Source organism: Arthrobacter sp. SD1074B (genome assembly GCF_056780195.1).
The window spans coordinates 134668-157868 of record NZ_JBRAZT010000003.1 but is presented as its reverse complement, the minus strand read 5'-3'; the positions used below and the strand labels follow the sequence as shown (position 1 = coordinate 157868).

Sequence of the window (23201 nt, the reverse complement as noted above, 5' to 3'; positions counted from 1 at the left end):
GGTGACCGAGATCGTGGAACGCCCGTCCGGGCCCCCGGCAAACCGAGCCGGGGATACAGGGGCCGTTCAAACGCCGAGTATGTTCCATTTCGCGGTGGCGCTGCTATTTTTTTGCACATGGGGTTCGCAGATGACATTGAGCAGCACATGGCTGCGAGGCAGCGCAGCGAGGCCGATTCCGCGGCAGCGATGCGCCGGGCCGATGACCATTTCTCGCGGTTGAAGCGACAATTTATTGGGCGTTTCCAAGAGGCGACTGACTATCTGCGCAGCGAGGGTGTGCTGGAGCGACGGGTGGTGGCGATCCAGCGTGGTTCTCTCGGATTCGTGAACCTCGAGCGCGTGTATTCATATTCGGCTATCGACATCGGAACCTGGTTCCTGCACGAAGGGGAGTTGCACCGCGGGTATGAAGAGACTGCCGGCGTGTCTTCGCTGCTACGTCGCGTGCGAAAGCACGATTGGATCATCAATGCAAAGGAATTGTCCGTCTCCCAGCGGCTGAAGCTGGCTCCCGATAACGGATACTCCCGCCCAGGTTTGTCTCCGGGGGATCTCTGTGTCGTCGAAGAGTACGACGGTGAGTCCTATTACAATGCCGACCAGTGGCTCTTGGAGAAGACCGAGATCCGGCTCCAGCGGGCACGCGAGCGGCGGAATATGAGGTCCGGGTGAAGGGCCGGCTGCCTCGAGAACCCGGGTCTTAGGCGGCACTCGCACGAAACAGCCGCCCCGCGGTCCAGGCAGGGCGGCTTTTTCATTGTGAGGGAGTTCCCTTGTTGGTTCCTGGCCAGGCGGCCCCGGCGGCATGGGATGTGGGCCACGCCGACCCCCTCCTGCCGGTAATACTTATCTCGCGGCCGCGATCCGTGGCAACGGCCTGAGCCTCTCAGAGCTCCCGCCCGGTTCCGCCCCGACCCGGCACAGGTTCCTGCAGAGAAACCGCATCATCGCCGCCCTCGCAGGCGTGACCTGTGTCGTGGAAGCCCGCTGGCGGTCAGGGGCGCTGAACACCGCCCACCACGCCGAAACCATTGCCCGGCACATCGCGGCCGTCCCCGGCAGCGTGCACAGCGCCAACTCCGCAGGATGCCACCGGCTCCTGAAAGAAGGCGCGGCGGTGCTGGTCTCCGATGCGGCCGAACTGGCCGAACTGCTCGCCGGCTAGTCCTTTCAGGTGGCCGTCCCGTTGCCGGGGCGGTCACCGCTGGCGGTCCGCCGTCTTGGCCGGCTTGGGCGGTGGGTTGGCCGCGGCGGACCGCCAATCGCACACGCAGTGCCGGGGATCGGGGGTGCGCGGCCGCCGGTGCCATGGACGTCGTGAGCAGACCCGGGGTGGTGATGGAAGGGTTCGCAGGGCTCACCCAGGAAAGGGCGTCCGCTGGCGCGGCCGGCAGTGGGTCCAGTGCCGGCTCCGCAGGGCTCCGCCGCCCCCGGCCCTGGTCTGTCTACGACGTTTTGGCTGCTGTCCTGTCGGATTGTACGTGTCCGCTCCGGCCCGTCTAGCCCCTCCTTCGTCGGGGCCTGCGGGACACGAAATTTCCCTGCGGCGCTCCTTCGTCGCTGATTTCCTCCGGGAATTTCCCATCCCTTGCCCTGCGGGTAGACAGGCCTCCGTCGGCCACAGCTCCGCAAGCTTCGCCAGCAGCCAAAACAACGGGGGAGAGGGGAAGCTGGCCGGTCACCACGAGCCGCCCCACCCACCATCATCCTCAGCAAAGGACTCGAACATGAACGACGCAATCCGCATCTCCAGCCCCGCCGACATCCTCGGTTTCATCCCGCACACCCTCGGGTTCGTACCGCAGGAATCCTTCGTGTTCCTGACCATGCGGGGCAGGACACTGGGCGCGACACTGCGCGTCGACGCCCCCGCGTCAGCCGAACCCGCCGGGTTCGCCCGCTCCATGGTGGACTACCTCGCACTGGACACTCAGGCCACGGCGGTGTTGCTGGCCATCTACACGGCCGGCACCCCGGCACCCGGTCAGCCCCGCCCCTTCCACGACCACGTCGAGGCTTTCATTGAGGCCCTGGACAGCGCGGGTACCCCGCTGCGGGACGCGTGGCTGGTCACCCCGTCGCACTGGCAAAACCTCCTGTGTGACAGCGACGCCGGGTGCTGCCCGCCCGAACCGCTGGAATCCATCACCGACGGGCAGCTGAACGCGGAACTGGTGTTCCGCGGCAGTAGCTACCAAAAGACGCCCGGCACCAGCTACGCACCGTTCGCAGGACCGGCAGACAGGGAGGAACAGATCCGCCACGCGCTCCCGGGAGTGCTCGGCGCGGACCTGCGCCCGGGCCGGGAACTGTGGGCAGGGGCCCTGGCCCGGGACAGCTGGACGGACCCGCAGACGGCGGCGGAGCTGCTGGCGTGCTTCCAGCGCCCGGACCTGCGCGACGTAATGTTCTGCAACGTCATCGACCCGGAACGGACCGACGCCGAGGAAAGCGGGAACCTGCTCGTGGGGGAGGGGATCGCGCCGGACTGGAACCATGTGGACCGGGCGCAGGAAACCGTCCGGAACCTCATCGACGCCGCGCCGGAGGGCTACCGGGCGCCCCTGCTGACCTTGATCGGCTGGCTGGCGTACCTCAAAGGCCAGTCGTCGGTAGCTTCGGACCACTTCAAGCTTGCTCTGGCTGATACGCCGGGCTACCGGCTCGCGGAACTGATGGACCAGCTGGTCAGCCGGGGAACCATAGCCCCGGTCGCGAAGAACCAGGACACTGCCTACAAGCGGCACCGCTAAAAACAAACGGGGCCGGACCGGGAAATCGGTCCGGCCCCGTTGGGTGCGTCGGCGGCCTCCCCCGCATGCGCTCCTCCGGCCGCCGATGGCGCGACAACGGCGCAACTCGGGTAAGGCGTGGCCGGATTGGGAGCTGGTACCAGAGGCCGTAGCCGCACTGGACTTGAAGCGCTCAGACCACAGGTTCTGATTCTCGGGCTTTATCCAGATCGTATGAACGCAACCCGTGCTTCACGCCGAGGCGAATAATCCAGCGCGATTGCAGCTAAAACCCCAGGCGCAACCACCCACACCACGCTAACGACTATCGAAATGTCCAAAGTACTTCCCCCGAAAGTGAGTCTTTGCGTAAAGCCTCTCATGAGGGTAGGAACATCTCCTCCGGCCGCCGATCGCGATTCCGCGGGCGCAGCACCACAAGCGGGCAACCGGCCCGACGCCGGGCTACAGTGGAAAAGGAACACGATCCACTGAGAGCCCTGGGGGCAGCACATGAGCCACGAATACATCCTGACGGACGATGACGCAGCACCTGCCGACGCGACCCACGCCCAGGACATCCTCGAGCTCTCGATGTTGACCATGCCGCAGCCAGACGCCCCCATCGTTGATATCTCCTGGGAGAAATCCCCGCTGGACCCGTAAGTTACCTGTAGCGATGACGCCGCAGCACTGAGTTTCCTTTTGCTGAGGGAAAGATGAGGCCGGCCCTAACGGGCCGGCCTCATCCCTTTTAACGCTGGAAAGGGCCTCGCTCCGCTCGGGCTGCAGAAGCGGTCTTCTTGTTTTGGCTGCTGTCCTGACGGATTGTACGTGTCCGCTCCGGCCCGTCTAGCCCCTCCTCCGTCGGGGCCCGCGGCGCACAAAATGTCCCTGCGGCGCTCCTTCGTCGCTGATTTCCTCCGGGAATTTCCCGCCCCTTGCCCTGCGGGTAGACAGGCCTCCGTCGGCCACAGCTCCGCAAGCTTCGCCAGCAGCCAAAACAACGGGGGAGAGGGGAAGCTGGCCGGTCACCTGAGCCGCCCCGCTATGGTCCGCGCCAGCACCCTTTTCCAGCCGCTTGACAGACATAGAAGCGTCGGGGGGAGAGGGGAGCTGGCCGGTCACCTGAGCCGCCCCACCCACCGGAATCCTCTGCAAAAGGAGCACCACCATGAGCACCAACCCGACCCTCGAAATGCTCGACCCGGCCACCCTGACCGTCGACATCAACGTCCGCAAAGACGCGGCCCTGACCGCCGACTTCATCGCCAGCATCAAAGAACACGGCGTGATGGAACCGGTGATCGCCCACCGGAAGGAGGACGGCACCGTGCACGTCCTGATGGGCCAGCGCCGCACCCGCGCCGCCGTCGAAGCCGCCCGGACCCTGATTCCGGTGATGATCATCGAATCCCCCGAGGAAGCCGAACGGATCGTGACCCAGGTCGTGGAGAACATCCAGCGGGCCGAACTGACCGAAGCGGACGAAGCCGACGCCTACCACCAGCTTTCCCTGATCGGCGTCTCGGCCGCCGCGATCGCCAAGAAGACCGGACGGACCAAAACCACCGTCGAGGGCGCACTGAAGGCCAAAGCCTCCGACGCCGGAGCCGCCGCCCTGGGCAAGGGTTACAGCATCGATGAAGCGCTCATCATGGCCGAATTTGAAGGCGACGAAGAGGCCACCGAGGAATTGGAGTCAGTGCTGGCGGACGAAGCCGACCAGCTCCTGCACGTCGCACAGCTCCTGCGTGACCGCCGGGCCAGCGAAGCCGCACGCGCCGCGCTCATCGCCGAGCTCGAGGCAGCGGGCAAGACCATCGTCGAGGATGCCGGGCACTACGCCGACGAGGAAAACCTTTACGTCTCGGCCGCGAAGCGGGCCGACGAGGAACCGGCAACCGACGAGGACGCCAACGCCTACAAGATCAGCACCGACTACCGGGGCCAGCACAACGCCACCCCCGTCATCACCGGCTGGAAAGACCTGGGCTTCACCCCGTAGTACGAACGCTACGACGGCGGCACACAGGCCCAGAAAGGCCCGATGACCGAGGAGCAGAAAGCCGAACGCAAGACCCTGATCGCGAACAACCGCGAGATGGAGAGCGCGACCAAGGTAAGGCGCGAGTTCGTGAAGACCCTGCTCTCGCGGAAGACCGCGCCGAAGGGCTGGCAGTACTTCACCGTCCACGCCATCACCCACTACTCCGAAACGGCCAGCGGCTACGACGGCAAGGTCGCCACCGAAATGCTTGGGGCCAAGACGGGGGAGGACGCCGACCGGTGGGGCTGGAACCCGCTCCGGGACCACACCGCCAAAACCACCGCACGCCCCGAGTTCTCCCTGATCGCCCTGATCTGCGCCGGGTACGAGAAGACCATCCAGAAAGACTCATGGCGATCAGCTGAGAAGCGCCACTTCGACTACCTGAACCAGCTCACGCAGTGGGGATACGCAGCCAGCGCCGTCGAAAAATTCATCCTCGACAAGCACACCGCCGAGTCCGAATAATTGGAAGTGGGCCGGGCGGCTGGACCCCCAAAACAGCCGCCCGGCCCTACCATTCCCAAGGTACGGAGCCTGCCGTACGCCGGGCGGTCCGCCGCCCAGGACGAACCACAGGAGCCACGCACCAGCGACGGACCGCCATGAATCGCGACCACGCAGCTAGCCAGTTCCCAGCCGCGCGACCAGGAACAACGAGGTACCGGACCGTGGCAGCCCCACATAGGGAGCGCCGGGCCGCAGTTATCCCGATCGCCGGCACCAAACTAGCGTTACCCCTCGGACGGGCTCTTTCCTGGCTGTTTGAGACGGGCGGGGCTGTAGCCTGATACCACCTCGCCGGAATCCTGATCGGCGACCAAGCATCTGTTGGGGGAACCATGGATTTCGGTAGCTTATTGCGTGAGGAAGTCATGGGGGCGGTCATTGAGCCCCGAGAGCTCCACAGTCAACTGCCGAATAAGACGGTTGGGTACGGCTATCTGCGAGATGTGCAGGCCCAGGTCCTGACAGCGTGGCATGAGCGGCGAAACGAACGCGACCTCGTAATGAAGGTGAACACGGGTGGTGGCAAAACCATCGATGGATTGGTGATTTTGCAGAGTTACCTCAATGAGGGCCTCGGCCCCGCGTTGTACGTTGCACCTGACAAATACCTGGTGAAGCAGGTACTGAAGGAGGCCAAGAAGCTTGGCATCGACACCGTGGCCGATCCTGACGACTCTCGCTATTTGGCCGGAGAAGCTATTGCGGTCGTGAACGCATACAAGCTCTTCAACGGGAGGACAGTCTTTTCGGACCGGCGCACGGCCAAGCCGGCACTCCCGATTGGCTCGGTTGTAATCGACGATGCACATGCCGCACTTGCTACGACCCGAAAGCAGCTTTCCCTCACCGTAGAGCGAGGCACCGTCGCCTATCACACGCTTCTGGATCTCTTCCACGAGGACCTGAAGCAACAATCACCCGACGGCGTACTTGACCTGGTTGAAGACAGCAACAGCGCTCTCGTTCGGGTCCCCTTCTGGTCGTGGCGTGCAAAGAATGATCAGGTCAGGGAGATATTGAGAAGCATTGCTTCAACTGATGATGATCCGCTCTACTTTCAGTGGCCAGCAGTCCGCGAAGCTCTACACCTCTGCCGAGCAGTATTTACCAACAAGTCGGTTACCATCACTCCTCCATGCCCGCTTGTGAAACATGTCAGCGCTTTCTCCCAGGCGCAACGGAGGGTATATCTCACGGCGACCCTCGCAGACGATAGTGTTCTGGTCACAGACTTTGGCGCCGACCCGACGAGCATCGCGACAGCGATCACGCCTCTGACCGCCGGGGACATTGGCGAACGCATGATTCTCGCGCCCCAGGAAATCAACCCGAGCGTCACCGAACAGCAAATTCGGGACGAGATTGTGAAGCTCAGCAAGAATTACAACGCTGTGGTCTTGGTTCCGAGCGATTCCGCTGCTTCGCTTTGGCCGGAGGCAGACATAGTTGCATCCGCAGACGAGATCGAGACCGTTGTAGATCGACTCAAGGACGGTAAGCACCTGGGCCTAGTCGTCTTTGCCAACAAATACGACGGCATAGACCTTCCACAAGACGCATGCAGGATACTAGTCATCGACGGTCTGCCCGCGGCCTTCAACGGCGAAGAGAGGCTGGAGTCCCTACTTACGAGCTACGAATACGGTGTAGACGACCGTCAGGTTCAACGTATCGAGCAAGGTATGGGGCGAGGCGTACGGAGTAATGAGGACCACTGCCTCATTTTTCTCATTGGATCGAGGCTCGCTCAGCTGACCGTGGATCCCAGGACTGCCTCGCGATTTAGCCCCGCGACTCAGGCGCAACTAAAACTGTCTCGTCAAGTGGCCCGGCAAATGGACAATCAGCCCCTCTCGAAAATAATCGAAACGGCAAACCAGGCGCTCAACCGCGATGCAAACTGGGTCAAGCTCGCGAAGCTCTCGCTACGCGGAATCGGACCTCAGCAAGGGCACATCTCGGACAGCGCATCGGCCCGCCGAGAAGCGTTCGATTCGGCCCTTCGAGGGGACATCAATTCTGCGGTTCAGCGCTTAGAGACCGTTGCGGACGAAGCTGAGGTATTCAAAATGAAGGGCTGGCTGCTTGAACAAGCAGCCGCCTATCTAGATCAAATAGACCCGGCTCGGGCGCAGGCTGTACTGGCGGTTGCTCACGCGAAGAACAACCACGTCACTCGCCCTCTGTCCGGCGTGACATTTCGCAAACTTGCGTCCACCGGGGCGCAGGCCGAACGTGCGGCACAAGCGTACGCCGGGAAGTTTGGGAACCCGTCCTCACTCCGACTCGGGTTCGAGGCCATACTCGCTGACCTGAAGTTCGACCCAGAGGCAACTGAAGACTTTGAGGAAGCCTGGTTTCAACTTGGCATAGTCCTTGGACTCGGCTCTCAAAGGCCTGAACATGAAATGGGCGAGGGACCCGACAACCTCCTCCATCTCTGGAACAACGCCTACTGGGTTATCGAGGCCAAAAGTGGCGCCACTAGCACTGCCATTGGAAAGCGAGACGCCGCCCAGCTGGGGCAGGCGATGCTGTGGTTTAGCAAACGGTACGACCCCGCTGCAAAAGCCCTCCCGGTCATGGTGCATCCCAGCCACGCCCTCTACGGAAATGCAACGGCAGTTCCAGGAATGAAGATACTCACACCGAGAGGCCTCGGTCAGCTCATATCGGCTGTTCGCTCTTACAGTGAGGCGCTGGCCTCAGTCACCTGGACCAACGCAACAGACATCGAACGATTGCTTACCGGCCATAATTTGGCAGCGGAAAACCTCGAATCCTATCTGGCGGTGCCTACTCACAAGTGAGCCGTGTTCCGGTGCAGCTCAGTTCCGAGCCAGAACCGTCCAAGGGCGATTTCAGGGCCCAGTCAGTCGCAGGATCGCTGCGGCCTCTGCCAGGTCTTCCTGAAATTGTCCCAGCGACGCCATCGTGTACATGCCATTAATCTGACCGGAAGACCACAGGTTGTAAATCCGGCGCAAGTCGTTGATGCGCCCCTTCCACCCGATGCCGTCGATGACAGCAAAGACAAACTGGGTTGGCTTACGTACAAGTGCCATCTCTTCGATCTCTCGAACGGCATCGGTGAGTTTGCTTCCGGTGGACCCGAATGATTTGGCCGCTACGACGATCTGAGCTTGGGAGTCACCCGCGGGCAGCGCCAGATCACAGGGGGCCGTGGCGGTCCTGCCCTCAAACCTGCATCGGGTCTGGTACGGCAGACCAAGGTTCTTGGCGATTTCTTCGATTTCGTCTTCGAGTTGTCTGCCGGCCTGGCCTGCGCGCGTTGCAAGAGCTCTTGTTCCGGCTCTGGCTACGAGAACGTCGCCAAAGTCATATTGGCGGTGGCGTTGGGCTTCCAGGAGGCTCAACAGCGAATATTCGGCGTCCATGTACGCAACGAGACCAAGAGGATTCTCACGGGCCAATTTACCGAACGCGGGGGAGCCTAGCCCATGCCGCAGGCTGTTCCTCAACCGTTCTTGCGACAATCCTACGACCAGTCCAAAGACACCAACTCCAGAACCGGACGGTTGGGCAGCAACCCAAGAAGCGAGAGTTTCCTGGGTGATCGTTTGAAGGCCGGCCAGCTCATCGGCGGCCCCCTTGATGAGGCGTCCTTCTTCGTTCTCCAGGGTCGGATCGACATGGGCGGTCAGAGCTCCGAGGGAGGCTACATACTCCTCGAAGCTGGGTATCGCGGTAGGCACGTGTCATTCTCTCCCGATGAAGATGTATTCCTGGACAGAGCGCCTCGATGCCGCGGAGTGGGTCCCGAAATGATACTGGTGGTCAACCATCCGTACTTCGACATTTGGTTTTACCTCGCCGAGCAGCTCTTTGATTCTGGCGTCGCCCGGAAGCGCGTTTGATGAATAGGACAGCACGATCGCCCCGGAGTCTTTGAACTTGTCGAACGTCCGCTCGAGAGCGTCTTCTATGGTGCGCTTGTTGGCGAAGACCGACCGCTGCTTGGGGATTTTTTTGGTTTTGGTCTCCTGCATGATTTCGCGGCCCACCCAGTAGTCCGAAAGACCCTCGAGGAAGTGATAACGCTTTGTATAGTCTGCGTCATCGCTTGGGGGTGCGTACGGAGGGTCCAGATACACGACGTCGTAGTCCGTCTTTTCCAGGTCGAAGATATCCCCGGTGAACGCACGCCCGGTCCGCCCTGTGGCGAAGACTGCGGCGTTGTACTCAGCCGCACGCTCCCGGAAATGATCCCGGAGAGGCAAGGAAAGATCCCGCCGGCCGTCGTCATAGTGCGACAAGTCCCCAGAAATCGTGAAGACGCCGCGAGGCTGTTTCCGCGCTGCGGACAAGATGAGGGCAGCAAGGGCGAGATCGCGTTCAGTTCCCGTCATGCAGTCAATGTGCGACCACGCGGAATCCAAGAAGACCCTGTCGTCTTCGGCAAAGAAGACGTCCTTGAATGTGGTTTGGATGAAGTTCCGGCTGTCACGTGCCGGGCCGCAGATCGTTGTGATCATTTCATCGGTCAAGAGAGTGCTCTCGTTGACCATTGAGGCCCGGGAGATTACCGACGGGAAATGAAGATAGTCGTTGGTGGTGACCGCGTAGCCCATGGCCTTTGCCAGGTAACCGACGAAGCCGGAGCCGCTGAACGCATCCAGGAACGTCGTTCCACCTACCTCGCTGAAGACCGTTCCGAGGTGGGGCGCCAGCTTGTACTTGGAACCCATGTAGCGGAGGCGCGGGTACGCGGTTGCTCGCGCCAGCGCGGCAACTATGCTGCGCTGGGGTGTCTTCGTTTCGACTGCGATGCTCATACGACCTATTCCTCCAAGTACCACTGAGGACCCAAAACGCTTCGCATGGGTTGCACGTTTCGGGTCCACTACGAGGTTACCGCCTGGGGAAGACAAAGCTCTGCCAACTGGCCGCTGAACCGATGGGGAGACACACTCAGGGCATTCTGGACGTGCGCTGATCCTACCGTTGCCCGTCAATGCCGGAAGGGGGTCGCCTGACACGGCCGGCAGCATACTTTCGTCGGTTCGCCCAGCTCAGGTCTCTGATATTGACCTCTCGCGCGGGTTCCTCGTACCACGGGTCATCTTTGGGCGGCGCGAGTTGGTTGAACGTCTCTTGGTCGAAGTCGGGTGACAACTGCCAGTCTGGCTTGGTGCCGCTAACTGTTCGAGCCGACACGAGCCTTGAGGCCAAGATCGAGACGTCCACTTCCTTCGACTCAAGGAGTTCGTGGACAGCAGTCCGAAGCTGTTCTGCACGATGGGAGAGAACGAAGAGGACTTGGTATCCAACACCGGAGCTAGTCGCAGCTTCGTCACCTTGCTTGAGGTGCCTTAAGAAGTCGGCGGTTGAGTCATCAGCCAGCATCGCCGTTACTGCGTCGTACCAAGACGGTTTCGCAGATCGATGTGCGCGATCGATGCTGTACTCCAACCTCCTCCATGCCCGGATGCGAAGAGGAGGACGATCGAAAGTCCACATCACGGTCCGGAGCTTTTCCGCAGGCGTTTCTTTATCAAGTCCTACGAGTACGTCACCAATCCAGGAGAGAAGCTGGTCTTGGTCGGTGAACGGCGCGCCGTCGTCCTCCGGGAAATCGTTGGCAATCCCGGCAAGTACTTTAGCCAACTGGATGCGCCCCTCGTCCGTGGCTGGCTGGCTCGCCGGGTTGAGGCATTTGCTCAGGACCAGGTTTCGCAATTCACTCTGGGTTCCGATGAGGAGATCCCTCAAGGAGGCTGCAGCCCCGTCCGTCGCCGCCTTCACCGCGGCTTGGACGGTTGCGTCGCTGACATCATGATCGAGGATCCCCATCGCGAAGTACCGGTCGAAGTATTCCTCGTGTTGCACACTTTGGCGCCGGTGACTCCCATGAACCGAGATCTGGCCCTTTTTGGCAACTTTGGGAAACAGCGAAACCAACAAGTCCCCAGCAGTGAGGCGGAGCGGTTGAGGGACGACCTCTAACAGAGGCCCGATGTCGAACGGCTCGTACTCGATTGACCCGGCATCGACTTTCCATTCACCGGTGTGGCCGGAGATGAGTTCGCTGCGGTACCGCGGTATTGAATTGAACAAGGACGGGAAGCTGACGCGAATGAGAGTCAGCAGTTGAACGTCCTCGTCATCGACCTCGTCGGAAGGTAGGAGCGGAACATGATGTTGCAGCTGGGCGATGTAACGGTCAATGGCTCGAGGAGTCGTAAGTAGGCTCGTGAAACAGTCGACTAGGCCGCTGAGACGCTGGCTGGCCGAACCATCGTCGACAGTTTGCCGTGAGATGCGCGCAAGGCCCTTTCTCAATCGTGAAATCTGTTGGTGTCGCAGCAGCGGAGGTACAAAGAGCGGATACTGAACGATCTTTTCCATGAACCGCTCCGCCGTACCGTCGTGTGGATTGACCCCGCTGGACGCGGACATGCTCCGATAGAGGGTCTCGTCGTCGTAAGCGAGAAGGTACTGAACGCCGTCGAACCTGCCCAACAACCGAACCACTTTCAGGAGCGCCAGCAACTCGTCTCCATGCAGCCGATCGATATCATCGACCACAATCAGAATGGGCTTTTTCAGCTCCTTTAATTCCTCTGATGCCTTACTGAACGCCGCTTGCCACGAAGGCGACTTTGCCAAAGCACCAGCTGCAAGCTTGACTCCTTCGGCGGCGACGTCCCCAGCGATTGGAATGAGCTTCGCAGCAGGGGCAGCGACTGACGCGGTCATGGCGAGTGCCCGCCGTACTTGTTTGCCCTTCTTCTTAGGAAGCACCTCAGCAAGGGACGAGTAAAACTCACTTAGCAGCCCGGGAACATCGCTAGTCGCCCACGGGGTGAACCTTGCTACACCCCACGCTGGGTGATCCTTCTGCAACTCCTCTACGATCATGTTGACCAGTGATGTCTTGCCACTACCCCAAGGTCCAGTGAGACCAAAAACTGCACTTGATTCGAACGAGTGAGTCGTCTGGATAAGTTCCGCGGCGCGTTGTGCATACGGTAGGCGCCCAAGAGCGTCTTGCTTCCCCGCGCTGAGAGCTTCATCTGTCCAAACGGTGTTCGTCATGTGCCAATCATCCCTTGCGACCGGATGGAATTTCCCCGAGCCCCGTAGGGCTAAGTCAATAACGACCCTTTGTGCCTGTGTCGACACGGGCGGCCGGTGACCCCTCCAAATTGTGGAGTTTGCCGATAAATGGCGGCGTTTTGTGATCGCTCTTTGTCGCACCACTGCGCGTCGCCTGTCTTGAATCTCTAGGGATCCGCGACAGATAGGTTTCGAGACACTTCCCCCCGGCCGCAGTCGCCGACAGTGACGTACTACTGGCCGGAGGCTTACTTCGCGGCGGCCTCGAGGAGCTGGCGGAACTGGTCTTCGCTGTTGAGGACGAGTTTTTCGCCATTGAGAAAGAATGTCGGTGTTCCGGTCACGCCTAGGGCCTTGCCGTCGGCGACGTCCTGGCGGATTCGGTCCTTGCTCGCTTCATTGGCGACGGCGGCATCGTAGGCTGCCATGTCCAATCCGAATTCCTGCGCGTAGGTGCGGAAGAGCTCGGCCTGGGATTCCTGCTGTTCGCCCCATTGCGGCTGGGTTTCAAACAGCTTCGAGGACATCTGTTCGTACTTGCCCTGCTGGGCTGCGGCCTCTACAGCCAGTGCCGCCGTGCCGGAATTCCTGTGACCGGGCAGCGGGAAGTACCGGTGAATGAACGTGATCCTGTCCCCGTATTCGGCCTTGAGTTCCTGCACGAGTGGTTCAGCGGCGCGGCAGGACTCGCATTCGAAGTCCAGGAATTCGACCAGCTGTGCCTTTTCTACGGTGGGGGTGGTGACGCGGTGACTGTCCTCCCGGATGAGTTGGGCGTCAATGGCCGCCGGTGTTGGTGCGGGGGCTGGGCGGGTGGCAGTGAAGACCGCGTATCCGGCTACGCCTGCAGCCACGATGATAGCCAACAGAATCCAGATGATCCTGCGGATCCGGCTCGCCTTATCGGGGTTGCCCGGGTGGCTCGGGGTTTCGGTCCGGGCTGTTGGTGTCTGAGCGGGCGTCATGGCTCCATGTTTCTTGTTGTCGGATTTCGGGGCTGGCTCTGTGCCCCGGGGTTGCTGGAAGTTGGTCGCGCCTCAGAGCCAAAGGCCGATGAGGCGTTGCAGGGACCCGGATGCGATGAGGATGGTCAGGCCCAGGCCGATGAAGACAGCCGGGACGAGCCAGTGTTCGATTTTTTCGAGGGTTTCAACGACTTTGTGGTGGGTGCCGATGATTCTGCCCAGGGCGCACCACAAAGCGACGAGGACCAGGAAGACGATGACCGTGATGGCCGTGTCGGAGGGGGCCATGGTGCGGAACACCGGAGTGTAGATCGCGATGTTGTCAGCGCCGTTGGCGATGGTGATGCCGGCGATTCCTAGCAGGCCCAGTCCTTCGGCGAGATTGTTCTCATCATCATCGGCGTGGTTTCTCAGTCCCCTGATGAGGCCCACGATGCCCAGGATCAGCGGGAAGATTCCGAGCAGCCCGACCCATTCGTCCGGGACGATGGTCAGGCCCAGGGCAGCCAGGAGACTCAGGCCGACGAGGGTGATGAATCCCGTGTACTGGCCTCCGACGATGTGCCAGGGACGGGGCCGGCCTTTGCTGGAGGCCAGGAAAAGCGCAGTCAGGACCACGATGTCATCGATGTTGGTCGCGGCGAACATGGCCGCCGCGGCCAAGATGGTGGCAAGCATGGAGGAGTCCTTCCCATGTCAGTAGGCGCCGGGTACCCGTCGTGCGGCTGTTTAGGCCTTCTGCTGTTCCCGGGCCCCGAGCAAGGTGCCCAGGATGTACAGGCCTACGCCAACGGTGACAAAGGCGTCGGCGAGGTTGAAGGTGGGAAACCAGCCGCTGTGCAGGTAGTCCACGACGCCTTTCCCGTCGAGCCGGTCCACCAGGTTCCCGATACCGCCGCCCAGTACCAGCGCTGCTCCGGCCCGTGAAAGGGCCGGCATGGCCGGGGCAGTGGATACCGCATACCAGGTCATGGCCAGCACGATCGTGGCGGTGGCTGCGATGACGAGCCACGGGGCAAGGTCCGCGCCGAGGCTGAACGCGACCCCGGTGTTGTACAGCAGCTTCAGGTTCACCAGGCCCAGATCGACCGTGGCACCGGTGGAGAGCAGGGCTTCGGCCAGGGCCTTGATCCCCAGGTCGGCGGCCGCGAGCACGGCGGCCGAGACGAGCAGGGCGATCTTTATCCGCCGTGCTCGTCTCGGGCCCGAGGGTGAATCCTCTGGGCTTTTCCCGGATTGCTCGCTCACGCGGCCGGTTCCAACGCCGGCGCGGGTGTGGTTGGCTGGAGTGCGGTTTTGCGGCTGATCCGGCCGGCGCGGACGCCGTTGGCGATCACCACGATTTCTGCGAGTTCGTGGATCAGGACGACCGCTGCCAGACCGAGAAGGCCGAACAGGGCCAGCGGGATCAGGATCGCGATCAGCAGCAGGGACAGGCCCACGTTCTGCAACATGATGGACCGGGTCCTGCGGGCGTGCTCCAGGACCTGCGGCAGGTGGTTCAGGTCCTCACCCATCAGGGCGATGTCCGCGGTTTCGATCGCGACGTCGGTGCCCATGGCACCCATGGCGATCCCGGTGTCGGCGGTGGCCAGGGCCGGGGCGTCGTTGACGCCGTCACCGACCATCGCGGTGGGCTGGCGGGACTTCAGGGTCCGGATGATCTCGGCTTTGTCTTCGGGGCGCAGATCGGCGTGGACTTCGGTGATGCCGGCCTCCTGCCCCAGGGCAGCGGCGGTGATGGCGTTGTCACCGGTGAGCATGGCCGTGGTGTACCCGGAGGCCCGCAGCCGGGCGATGACGTCCCGGGCTTCGGGGCGCAGTTCGTCGCGGACTGCGACGGCACCAATAACCTCACCTGCGGATTCGATGAGTACGGCGGTCGCGCCGGCCGTTTGCATCCGCTCGACGTCTGCGGCAAGGGTGCCGGGGTTGATCCAGCCGGGGCGGCCCAGCCGGACAGTTTTGCCTTCGAACAGGCCTTGAAGGCCGGCGCCGGGAACGGTGTCCACGTCGGTCACGTCGGACCGGGCAGGGGACGCGGCGAGGATGGCACGGGCCAGGGGGTGTTCGCTGCGGGCCTCGAGTCCGGCCGCGAGGGCCAAAACCTCTTCGCGGGTCGCGGTCCCTGCGGTGGCGACATCGATGACTTCGGGCTTGTTCCGGGTCAGGGTGCCGGTCTTGTCCAGGGCGATGGTGCGGATCTTGCCGAGGGTTTCCAGGGCGCCGCCGCCCTTGATGAGCACACCGATGCGGCTGGCGGCGCCGACGGAGGCGACGACGGTGACCGGGACGGAGATCGCCAGAGCACACGGGGATGCAGCCACGAGGACGACGAGGGCGCGTTCAAACCACAGCAGCGGTTCTCCGACGATGAAGCCGAAGGCGATGATCAGGGCCGCGGCGATCAGGATGCCGGGGACGAGTTTCTTGGCGATGTTGTCTGCCAGCCGCTGGCCGGGGCCCTTGCGGGACTGTTCTGCCTCGACGATGTGCACGATGCGGGCCAGTGAGTTGTTTTCGGCGGTGCTGGTGACTTCGACTTCCAGCGGCCCGGTGCCGTTGATCGACCCGGCGTAGACCTCGCTGCCGGGTCCGACCTCCACGGGCACGGATTCGCCGGTCAGGGCTGAGGTGTCCAGGGAGGTGCGGCCGGTGATGATCCGGCCGTCGGTGGCCAGGCGTTCGCCCGGGCGGACCACCATCCGGTCTCCGGCAACGAGCTCGGCGGGGTCAACGGTGACCTCGGTTCCGCCGCGCAGGACTGTAGCTTCGGCCGGGACCAGGTCCAGCAGGGCCCGCAGACCGCGCCGGGTTTTGGCCAGCGAGTATTCCTCCAGGCCCTCCGAGATTGAGTAGAGGAAGGCGAGCAGCGCTGCTTCCTCGTACTCGCCCAGGGCGACGGCGCCGGCGGCGGCGATCGTCATCAGGGTCCCGACGCCGATCTTGCCTTTGACCAGGCGCCGGAGGGTGGAGGGAACAAAAGTCCATGCCGCGACCAGCAGCGCCCCGATTTCCAGGACCGGGCGCAGCCATTCCGGGCCGCCGGTCAGGGACAGGATCCAGGCGGTCAGGAGCATTACGCCCGAGATTGCCGCGGCCCTGATTTCGTTGATCTGCCAGAACCCGACCGCTTCCTCGGCTTCTTCGGCCGCTGTTTCGGGCTTGTCGTCGCTGCAGCCGCAGGCGTCGCTCATCGGGTGTTCTCCTTCGTCAGTTCCACGTTTGTCAGTTCCGCTCCGGTGCTTCCGGTGCCGTAGTTCGGGCACAGGCTTACCGCGTTGCCGGTCGCGGCAAGCAGGATCTCAGCCTGGGCAAGCATGTCCATCAATTCCGGTCGGGACAGTGAGTAATAGACGCTACGGCCCTGCGCGCGGCCTTCCACCAGGCCGCAATCGCGCAGGCACGCCACATGCGCGGACACGGTGGACTGGGCAAGCCCCAGCTGCCCGGCCAGATCCCCGACCCGGGTCTCTCCCGCGGCCATCCGCTTTACGATGCTCAGCCTTGTCGGATCGCTCAGGGAATGAAACAAAGCCGCGGCGGGATCGAGCTGGCCGCAGTCATCGGCAGCGCCCCCAATTTGTATCGTCATATGGCGATGATAGCGTAAAGCGGTGATGTTATCGACGAGAAGCTGTTACTGCCGGTCCTCGGGCCGTCCCTCCCCGGCTGCAGCGCGGCCAGGTTCCCATAGCCACCGAGGGGCGCGGACATGACGATCGGCGGATTTTTCGCTGAGATGGTTCAGTCGGGCACCCTGCTCGTAGCCATTCCGCTGGCGATGATCGCGGGGACCGTCTCCTTCATCTCTCCATGCATCCTGCCGCTTGTCCCCGGGTACCTTGGCTACGTTTCCGGCATTTCCGATCCGGGCCGCCCAGATAACCGGCGCCGGGTCCTGGCCGGAGTTGGGTTGTTCATCCTTGGGTTTGCCGCCGTTTTCACTCTTTACGGGGCGGCCTTTGGTGTCATTGGCGGTTGGCTGGTCCGGTGGCAGGACACCCTGATCCGGGGCCTCGGGCTATTCGTCGTGCTGATGGGTCTGGTCCTGGTGGGCAGAATCCCGTTCCTGCAAGCCACCCGCAAACTATCCTTCACGCCCCGGACAGGCATTGCCGGCGCCCCGCTGCTGGGAATTGTCTTCGGCCTCGGGTGGACGCCCTGCATGGGTCCGACCCTGAGCGCGGTTCTGGCCCTCAGCACGACAACCGGCGATCCATGGCGTGGTGCACTGCTTGGATTCCTCTACTGCCTTGGGCTTGGAATCCCCTTCGTTCTGGTCGCGCTGGGCCTGAACTGGGTGAGCAGGACCCTCGGGTACATCCGACGGCACATGCGCGCGTTCAACATCATCGGCGGTTCCTTGCTGATCCTGGTCGGGCTCCTGATGGTCTCAGGCGTCTGGATGCTCTGGATCTACCAACTGCAAAACCTCGCCGCGACCATCACCACACCTGTCTAGGAGATACCAGCACATGAGTTCACAACAGCCCGGCAATCCAATGACAGCGCACCTGCCGACCCGGCGTGGCGTTCTACTAGGAGCAGCATCAGCAGCCATCCTGCTCGCCGGGTGCGCCGGACCGGGCGACTCACTGGCCGCCCAAGCACGGGCGGGGGATAACAAGAACTACATCGCAGGAGACGGATCCGTCTCTGAGTACGCCGCCGAAACCAGGGCGCCGGCGGTTGATCTCACCGGAACCCTCTTTGACGGCTCGGCGGTCAGCTCAGCTGACTGGCAAGGCAACGTCACGATCCTGAACGTCTGGTACGCCGCATGCGCGCCCTGCCGCAAGGAAGCACCCGACCTTGAAGCACTGCATCAGGAGTTCAAAAGCGACGGCGTCAGGTTTTACGGGATCAACGTCCGTGACACCGCTGCCACCGCCGCGGCGTTCGAGCGCACTTTCGGCACCACCTACCCCAGCTTCAACGACGTCGACGGCGGTATCCTCCTGGCCCTGGCCGACCACGTACCCCCACGGGCAGTCCCCACAACCCTCGTCCTGGACAAGCACGGCAAAGTCGCCGCCCGGGTTCTTGGCCTCGCCGAAAAAAGCACCCTCAAGGCCCTGATCAGCAGCGCACTCAGCGAATCGTGAAACGACGCTGCAGGGTCCCCGGCCGAGGGTCATGGAAGTACCACACGGAACCTCAGATTCAGCCTCTCCACGTGCCCGCACTCCCAAAGTGGTTTCATCGTCGATCCCGCACCTCCCCGACGCCACTAAACAACCTCAACACCAGTCCAGACTGAACCGTACCGGGTTTTAGGCCGTCTTCTTGCTGGTGGCCTCGTCGTCTGATGAGGCGTCTATTTGAGCATAGTAGTTCTGCTCGAACTCGTCGGGCGGGATCATGGACAAGGTGCTGTGAAGCCGCTTGGTGTTGTACCAGTGGACCCAGTTCATGGTTGCCTTCTCCACATCCGCCAACTGCTTTAGCGGGCCTGTCATGAAGGGACTGCCTTTGCGGACGCATTCGTTCTTGTACAGACCGATCGTGGATTCCGCGAGGGCGTTGTCGTACGCGTCGCCGACGCTGCCGACGGAAGCCGCCAAGCCTTCAAGCAGCAGTGCCTCTCCGAACCGGATCGAGGTGTACTGGGAGCCGGCGTCACTGTGATGAACCATGCCAGCAGGGACCGGCGTTCCGGCATGATCCCGGCGCCAGAGCGCCATCTTCAAGGTGGTGAGCACCATGTCCGTGTCCTTGATCGTCGAGCCGTGCCACCCCACGATCGCCCGGGAGAAGACATCAATCGCGAAGGCCACGTACGCAAAGCCGGCCCACGTTCTGACATAAGTGAAGTCGGTGACCCACACGGCGTTCGGCCGGGCCGCGGTGAAGTCCCTGTTCAGCAGATCCGGGGCCCGCTGGGAGTCCTTCGCTGGCGCACCGGCTCTGGGTTTCCGGCCCCGGACGAGGCCGTTCATGGCTTCATCCCGCATGAGCCGGTCGACGGTACATCTGGCCACTTCGTGGCCCTCTCTGCGCAGCCAGGCTGTCATTTTCCGCCGTCCGTACAGGGACTCGGGTTTCTCTGCGGTGTCTTTCAGCGCGTTGACGATAGCAGCGTCCGTGACAGTCCGGGCAGCGGGTGCTTTGGATTTCCAGGACCGGTAAGTCCGCGGGGCGACCTGAACGCCCTGCTCACGCAGGACCTTGCAGGCCGGCTCGACCCCGTGGCCATCGGCACGCATTTCGTCGATGAATCCGGCTATTTGCGGCGGCGAGGGTCGAGCTCCCTCGCGAAGAAAATCGAGGCTTTCTTCAGGATCTCGTTGGCCTCCCGCAGTTCCCGGTTCTCACTTTCCAGCTCCCTGAGCCGGGTCTGCTCGGCACTGGTGACGCCGGGACGTTCGTCGGCGTCGATCTGGGCCTGGAGAACCCACCGGCGCAGGGACTCCCTGCCGATATTGAGCTTGGGTCCGATGGCGGAGCAGGCGGCGAAAACGGAGTCGTACTCACTGAGGTGGTCCAGGACCATCCGCACGGCACGCTCACGCTGGTCCTGGGGGTATCGCTTGGGCATGATCGCCATCCTTCACAAAAAAGGAAGCGGCATCAAACCCGGTACGGTTCAACCAACCAAGGCTGAGATTCTGGCCGGATATAGGCTCGCACGTGCCGAGCTCTCAACCTGGCTGGAGAATGCCACAGCACCTGACCTCCGCCGCCGGAGCAACGGCACCCGCTGGACCAATGAAGAGCTGCTGTTTCACATGGTTTTCGGCTACATGGTGGTCCGGGCCCTCCTGCCGCTCGTTCACCTAATCACCCGTCTCCCGAAACCCGTCGGGAAGGCCTTTGCCGCCCTCCTGAACGCAGGCACGCGCCCGTTTGACCTCATCAACTACTGGGGTTCCCGTAGCGCAGCCCTCTTCTACAACAGCCGGCGAATGGGAAGGAAGCTCGACAAAACCATGGCCGCCATCACACGCAGGCTCGAAAGTGAGAGCCCCGCATCTTTGGCCAGATCGATGCCGTTCCCGGACAGATGGGACCCCTTCTTCGAACCATCAATGACGCTGAACGATGTCTACGCCTATCCCACCAAGCACTTCGACTTCCATGCCCGACAGTTGGACCTCAACGTCCCCGAACCTTAGCCTCGGTCAGCCGGGGGCCACGACGAGGGCAATCAGCTGCCACGGGACCGGGAGAATGGAATCATGAGAATCGAACTGCTTTACATCGATCAATGCCCCAACTCGGACCGGGCATATGAACGCCTGGAAGAAGCGCTGTCTGCCCTGGGACGGAGTGAAGTCAAGGTGGACATGCGGCTACTGACCACACCCTCGGACATCGCGGGCAAGGGATTTGCCGGATCACCGACCATCACGATCGACGGGGCCGACATCTTCCCTGCGGGAGCTGCGGCCGATGAACTCGCCTGCCGGGTCTATCAAACACCGCAGGGCCTCTCGGGACTACCAACCGTTGATCAGCTAATCGAGGCGCTCAGGAACCATGGCCTCTGACAGCCAGCACACCTGCACGTGCTGCGGCAGAACCATGAGCCGCAGAAAACTCCACGCCCTTGGCACGGCCCACACCTATATATGCCGACGGTGCGGCCTGTGGGTAGCCTTCAGGCTCCGGTCTGACCGGCCCTCAACGGGCTACCCCGGAAGCGAAGCGCCACTCCAGTAGGCTGTCTCATTACCCTTGGGATACGAGACGTCTCATTGGCCGTGTCCCGTAAGATCCTGATTCCTGTGAAATCACGCGACTGTGACTTTTAGTCGGAGTTGGCGGTTAAATCGCAGTTTAGATTGGCGGTTTGTCGTCCCGCCAGGGAGCCATCAACGGGTGAGCGGCAGTTCATGGGACAGCGCGCATTGGGGGCTGACCGGTCGAGCGGCGGTATGTCTCCTGATTTATCCGTTGACTCCGCCGCTGCAGGTCTCGCCGGGTTCGGGTGTCTGCGGACCCTGCTGAAATGCTTTGATGAATGCGAACAGCCGCGGATCTGCCGGGTCTGTGACGCTTAGTTGTTTTCCCCAGGCGGTTGCTTCGATGAGGGATCCCTGTCCGGGAAAGGGACTGACCAACACGTGGCTCTGGTTGGTTGCAAGCCGGGCGAGTTTGGCGATGTCATCGGCGGGAAGCCCGGGTTGGTAGCTGATCCAGACGGCACCGTGTTCAAGGGAGTGCACTGCCCGGGTTTCCTGCACGGGCCGGTCGTAGGCTCCGCAGTTCGTCCACACCGGTGAGTGGTCTCCGCCGACGCCGGGACGTTGCGGATAGGTCGCCGCGGTCTGGACGTGGTTCCTGCTCAGGCCGGCATAGCTGATGACTCCTTCGATCACGGTCGGGCCCTTCTCTGCTGACGGGGTCGGTTGACCGCTGCCGTTTGCGGTGAGCCCGTAGGTGAGCGCGCCGGCTGCGAGGAGGAGTGGCACGCCGACGGCGATCAATGGCCGCTGCAATCGGGCGGGCGACCTGGACCCTTTTGTGTTGGTGGGTGAGCGTTGCTGTGAACCGGGTGTTGACCGGGGTTTCATGAGGCCACCTTCGGGCGCTGTTAACGGTTGCTTGTTTGCGTGACGGGTTGCTGGTCCGCTGCGGCCCGCCTACGGTGCGGTCGTGGCAGGCTTCTGGAAGAGGGTGCCTTCGAGGATGCTGCCGTGGAAGGTCCGCGCGGCGACGATGATCCACGCGGCGACCAGCAGGGTGTAGCCTGCGACGGCCATTGCGTCGAACACGGCGAGGTGGGTGTGGGCGGCGAGGCCGGTCAGGCCGGTGACGCAGGTTCCGATGGGGAAGGTGAAGGACCACCAGGTCAGGGAGAACGGCAGGCCCCGACGGGCGGTGCGGATCGTGATGGCGGTTGCGAGGGCGGCCCACATGAGCGCGAAGCCCAGAACCGGCACCCCGTACAAGACGCCGAAGGCTTCCATCGCCCGGGCCAGGGTCCCGGACACGGCGAGGTGGGCGTTCCCGCCCAGGAGGTTCGCGGCGGTGATGGACTGGCCCAGCGGGCCCAGCACGATCCACAAGGTGGGCACTGCCGCGGCGGCCCCGATCTTGTGCCCGGCGAGGCGGTTCCAGATCAGTGTGGTGATGATGATGGAGGCCAGCAGGCTCAGTCCGAACATCGCGTAGCAGCCCATCAGCAGGGTCAGGCGTGCTTGCCCGGCCGGGACGTAGGGCAGCAGCAGGGCCCCGGTGGAAGCCGAAACCATGGGCGGGACGACGGGCATAAGCCAGCCGCCGAACGCACTGTCCTGTGTGACCTGATGCCGGGTGAACTGCAGGTACGGGACAGCGACGGCGCTGGCCAGCCCCAGAAGGGTCCCGGCGATCCACAGCACCGCATCGATGCCGAGTGCCAGCTGTTCGCCCAGGACGTCTTTGCCCAGCAGCAGGGTACCGGCGCCGACGGTGAGCAACGCCATGGGCGGTGCGCCGTAGAAGTGCGCCATCACCGGATGGCCGTGGTGGCTTCGGGCGGTTTCCCGGTGCCGGATCCAGTGCACCCCGGTCGCGGCACTCAGCAGGATCAGCAGCAGGGACGCCAGAGCCCAGACGACGGTGGCGCCAGTGCGCAGGCCGGGAAACTGCAGGGGCAGCGTCGCGGCCGCGGTCGCGACGATCCCGGTACCCATGATGGAGGCGAACCAGTTCGGGGTCAGGTTCGCGAACAGCTCCGAGGACCTATCCAGACGGCGCAGGACGCGCCGGCCCCCAGTACGGCGACCATGGGTCTGTGCCGGTGGTGTGGAGTGGTGTTCGTCGGCGGTCAGCAGCAGAGATTCCATACCTTCCATGCTCCCGGACCGGGACCTGCCGCAGTAGGGGGCATACACTTGTCAGGGTACAAGCCGGACTTGTATCACATGTGAC

At 62.7% G+C, this 23201-nt stretch carries 19 protein-coding genes, 2 pseudogenes and 1 other annotated feature; of the genes and pseudogenes, 10 read left to right on the top strand and 11 right to left on the bottom strand.

Translation table 11 applies throughout. The features are described from left to right. Positions 1 to 117 precede the first annotated feature (117 nt). The 6 genes and pseudogenes from ACUYM2_RS19180 to ACUYM2_RS19155 all read left to right on the top strand — a co-directional run bounded on the left by ACUYM2_RS19180 (position 118) and on the right by ACUYM2_RS19155 (position 8105). A complete protein-coding gene (locus tag ACUYM2_RS19180; protein ID WP_481601608.1) occupies positions 118 to 675 on the top strand; it encodes a hypothetical protein in 558 nt (185 codons plus the stop codon). Between the two features lie 133 nt (positions 676 to 808). Next, a pseudogene (locus ACUYM2_RS19175) lies at positions 809 to 1168 on the top strand (DNA-processing protein DprA); the annotation flags it as partial. A 562-nt stretch (positions 1169 to 1730) separates the two neighbouring features. Continuing rightward, positions 1731 to 2756 (top strand): DUF4192 domain-containing protein, encoded by a 1026-nt coding sequence (locus ACUYM2_RS19170; RefSeq protein WP_481601607.1) that lies wholly within the window; start codon positions 1731 to 1733, stop codon positions 2754 to 2756. Positions 2757 to 3248: 492 nt separating this feature from the next. Beyond that, positions 3249 to 3401 carry a hypothetical protein gene (locus tag ACUYM2_RS19165; RefSeq protein WP_481601606.1) on the top strand — a complete coding sequence of 51 codons (153 nt, stop codon included), beginning with the start codon at positions 3249 to 3251 and terminating at the stop codon, positions 3399 to 3401. A gap of 508 nt (positions 3402 to 3909) precedes the next feature. After that, a pseudogene (locus ACUYM2_RS19160) lies at positions 3910 to 5253 on the top strand (ParB/RepB/Spo0J family partition protein). Positions 5254 to 5627: 374 nt separating this feature from the next. Then, positions 5628 to 8105, top strand: coding sequence for a helicase C-terminal domain-containing protein (locus ACUYM2_RS19155; RefSeq protein WP_481601605.1), 2478 nt, complete (start codon positions 5628 to 5630; stop codon positions 8103 to 8105). A gap of 51 nt (positions 8106 to 8156) precedes the next feature. Here the strand turns inward: ACUYM2_RS19155 and ACUYM2_RS19150 are convergent, their stop codons facing one another. The 8 genes from ACUYM2_RS19150 to ACUYM2_RS19115 all read right to left on the bottom strand — a co-directional run bounded on the left by ACUYM2_RS19150 (position 8157) and on the right by ACUYM2_RS19115 (position 16935). Next, positions 8157 to 9011, bottom strand: coding sequence for a hypothetical protein (locus ACUYM2_RS19150; RefSeq protein ID WP_481601604.1), 855 nt, complete (start codon positions 9009 to 9011; stop codon positions 8157 to 8159). A 3-nt stretch (positions 9012 to 9014) separates the two neighbouring features. Further along, the gene (locus ACUYM2_RS19145; protein ID WP_481601603.1) at positions 9015 to 10091 is read right to left on the bottom strand and encodes a DNA adenine methylase; all 1077 of its coding nucleotides are present in this window, start codon (positions 10089 to 10091) and stop codon (positions 9015 to 9017) included. A 163-nt stretch (positions 10092 to 10254) separates the two neighbouring features. Further along, positions 10255 to 12354: a KAP family NTPase gene (locus ACUYM2_RS19140; RefSeq protein WP_481601602.1), complete on the bottom strand. Its 2100-nt coding sequence runs from the start codon at positions 12352 to 12354 to the stop codon at positions 10255 to 10257. Between the two features lie 269 nt (positions 12355 to 12623). Further along, on the bottom strand, positions 12624 to 13340 hold the full coding sequence (locus tag ACUYM2_RS19135; RefSeq protein ID WP_481601601.1) for a DsbA family protein: 717 nt from the start codon (positions 13338 to 13340) through the stop codon (positions 12624 to 12626). A gap of 72 nt (positions 13341 to 13412) precedes the next feature. Then, positions 13413 to 14018: a cadmium resistance transporter gene (locus tag ACUYM2_RS19130; RefSeq protein WP_481601600.1), complete on the bottom strand. Its 606-nt coding sequence runs from the start codon at positions 14016 to 14018 to the stop codon at positions 13413 to 13415. A gap of 51 nt (positions 14019 to 14069) precedes the next feature. Further along, complete coding sequence (gene lspA / locus ACUYM2_RS19125; protein WP_481601599.1) at positions 14070 to 14588, bottom strand: signal peptidase II; 519 nt, start codon at positions 14586 to 14588, stop codon at positions 14070 to 14072. Further along, positions 14585 to 16537: a heavy metal translocating P-type ATPase gene (locus tag ACUYM2_RS19120; protein WP_481601598.1), complete on the bottom strand. Its 1953-nt coding sequence runs from the start codon at positions 16535 to 16537 to the stop codon at positions 14585 to 14587. The genes lspA and ACUYM2_RS19120 overlap by 4 nt, the downstream gene beginning before the upstream one ends. Next, positions 16534 to 16935, bottom strand: coding sequence for an ArsR/SmtB family transcription factor (locus ACUYM2_RS19115; RefSeq protein WP_481601597.1), 402 nt, complete (start codon positions 16933 to 16935; stop codon positions 16534 to 16536). The genes ACUYM2_RS19120 and ACUYM2_RS19115 overlap by 4 nt, the downstream gene beginning before the upstream one ends. Before the next feature lie 120 nt (positions 16936 to 17055). Between ACUYM2_RS19115 and ACUYM2_RS19110 the strand changes: the two genes are divergently transcribed. Both ACUYM2_RS19110 and ACUYM2_RS19105 read left to right on the top strand, forming a co-directional pair. Then, a complete protein-coding gene (locus ACUYM2_RS19110; RefSeq protein WP_481601596.1) occupies positions 17056 to 17805 on the top strand; it encodes a cytochrome c biogenesis CcdA family protein in 750 nt (249 codons plus the stop codon). 13 nt (positions 17806 to 17818) lie between these two features. Then, the gene (locus ACUYM2_RS19105) at positions 17819 to 18448 is read left to right on the top strand and encodes a TlpA family protein disulfide reductase (protein ID WP_481601595.1); all 630 of its coding nucleotides are present in this window, start codon (positions 17819 to 17821) and stop codon (positions 18446 to 18448) included. Between the two features lie 168 nt (positions 18449 to 18616). Here ACUYM2_RS19105 and ACUYM2_RS19100 read toward each other — a convergent pair. Further along, positions 18617 to 19881 (bottom strand): IS3 family transposase gene (locus ACUYM2_RS19100; RefSeq protein ID WP_481598994.1). Its coding sequence is split into 2 segments (ribosomal slippage): positions 18617 to 19608 and positions 19608 to 19881, totalling 1266 coding nucleotides; the frame shifts between segments, so codons are not numbered across the junction. Continuing rightward, positions 19478 to 19612: a sequence feature (AL1L pseudoknot), on the bottom strand. It overlaps the preceding gene by 135 nt. On the opposite strand from ACUYM2_RS19100, the gene ACUYM2_RS19095 reads away from it, so the two are divergent. Together ACUYM2_RS19095 and ACUYM2_RS19090 are read left to right on the top strand one after the other, a co-directional pair. Continuing rightward, entirely contained in the window at positions 19880 to 20458 is a 579-nt protein-coding gene (locus ACUYM2_RS19095; RefSeq protein ID WP_481601594.1) for a DinB family protein, read from the top strand. The genes ACUYM2_RS19100 and ACUYM2_RS19095 overlap by 2 nt on opposite strands. 63 nt (positions 20459 to 20521) lie before the next feature. Further along, positions 20522 to 20833, top strand: a complete 312-nt coding sequence (locus ACUYM2_RS19090; RefSeq protein ID WP_481601593.1) for a thioredoxin domain-containing protein — start codon at positions 20522 to 20524, stop codon at positions 20831 to 20833. 399 nt (positions 20834 to 21232) lie between these two features. Here ACUYM2_RS19090 and ACUYM2_RS19085 read toward each other — a convergent pair whose 3' ends face one another. Together ACUYM2_RS19085 and ACUYM2_RS19080 are read right to left on the bottom strand one after the other, a co-directional pair. After that, positions 21233 to 21757: a DUF3105 domain-containing protein gene (locus ACUYM2_RS19085; protein ID WP_237739579.1), complete on the bottom strand. Its 525-nt coding sequence runs from the start codon at positions 21755 to 21757 to the stop codon at positions 21233 to 21235. A 171-nt stretch (positions 21758 to 21928) separates the two neighbouring features. After that, the gene (locus ACUYM2_RS19080; protein WP_024366863.1) at positions 21929 to 23116 is read right to left on the bottom strand and encodes a TDT family transporter; all 1188 of its coding nucleotides are present in this window, start codon (positions 23114 to 23116) and stop codon (positions 21929 to 21931) included. Positions 23117 to 23201: the final 85 nt, after the last annotated feature.

Excerpts from the sequence above, each read along its gene's own strand:
- ACUYM2_RS19145 (WP_481601603.1), bottom strand. The coding sequence starts at position 10,091 with ATGAGCATCGCAGTCGAAACGAAGACACCCCAGCGCAGCATAGTTGCC.
- ACUYM2_RS19180 (WP_481601608.1), top strand. The coding sequence starts at position 118 with ATGGGGTTCGCAGATGACATTGAGCAGCACATGGCTGCGAGGCAGCGC.
- ACUYM2_RS19170 (WP_481601607.1), top strand. The coding sequence starts at position 1,731 with ATGAACGACGCAATCCGCATCTCCAGCCCCGCCGACATCCTCGGTTTC.
- ACUYM2_RS19095 (WP_481601594.1), top strand. The coding sequence starts at position 19,880 with ATGATCGCCATCCTTCACAAAAAAGGAAGCGGCATCAAACCCGGTACG.
- ACUYM2_RS19115 (WP_481601597.1), bottom strand. The coding sequence starts at position 16,935 with ATGACGATACAAATTGGGGGCGCTGCCGATGACTGCGGCCAGCTCGAT.
- ACUYM2_RS19120 (WP_481601598.1), bottom strand. The coding sequence starts at position 16,537 with ATGAGCGACGCCTGCGGCTGCAGCGACGACAAGCCCGAAACAGCGGCC.
- ACUYM2_RS19155 (WP_481601605.1), top strand. The coding sequence starts at position 5,628 with ATGGATTTCGGTAGCTTATTGCGTGAGGAAGTCATGGGGGCGGTCATT.
- ACUYM2_RS19110 (WP_481601596.1), top strand. The coding sequence starts at position 17,056 with ATGACGATCGGCGGATTTTTCGCTGAGATGGTTCAGTCGGGCACCCTG.
- ACUYM2_RS19135 (WP_481601601.1), bottom strand. The coding sequence starts at position 13,340 with ATGACGCCCGCTCAGACACCAACAGCCCGGACCGAAACCCCGAGCCAC.
- ACUYM2_RS19090 (WP_481601593.1), top strand. The coding sequence starts at position 20,522 with ATGAGAATCGAACTGCTTTACATCGATCAATGCCCCAACTCGGACCGG.
- ACUYM2_RS19140 (WP_481601602.1), bottom strand. The coding sequence starts at position 12,354 with ATGACGAACACCGTTTGGACAGATGAAGCTCTCAGCGCGGGGAAGCAA.
- ACUYM2_RS19165 (WP_481601606.1), top strand. The coding sequence starts at position 3,249 with ATGAGCCACGAATACATCCTGACGGACGATGACGCAGCACCTGCCGAC.
- ACUYM2_RS19105 (WP_481601595.1), top strand. The coding sequence starts at position 17,819 with ATGAGTTCACAACAGCCCGGCAATCCAATGACAGCGCACCTGCCGACC.
- ACUYM2_RS19080 (WP_024366863.1), bottom strand. The coding sequence starts at position 23,116 with ATGGAATCTCTGCTGCTGACCGCCGACGAACACCACTCCACACCACCG.
- ACUYM2_RS19130 (WP_481601600.1), bottom strand. The coding sequence starts at position 14,018 with ATGCTTGCCACCATCTTGGCCGCGGCGGCCATGTTCGCCGCGACCAAC.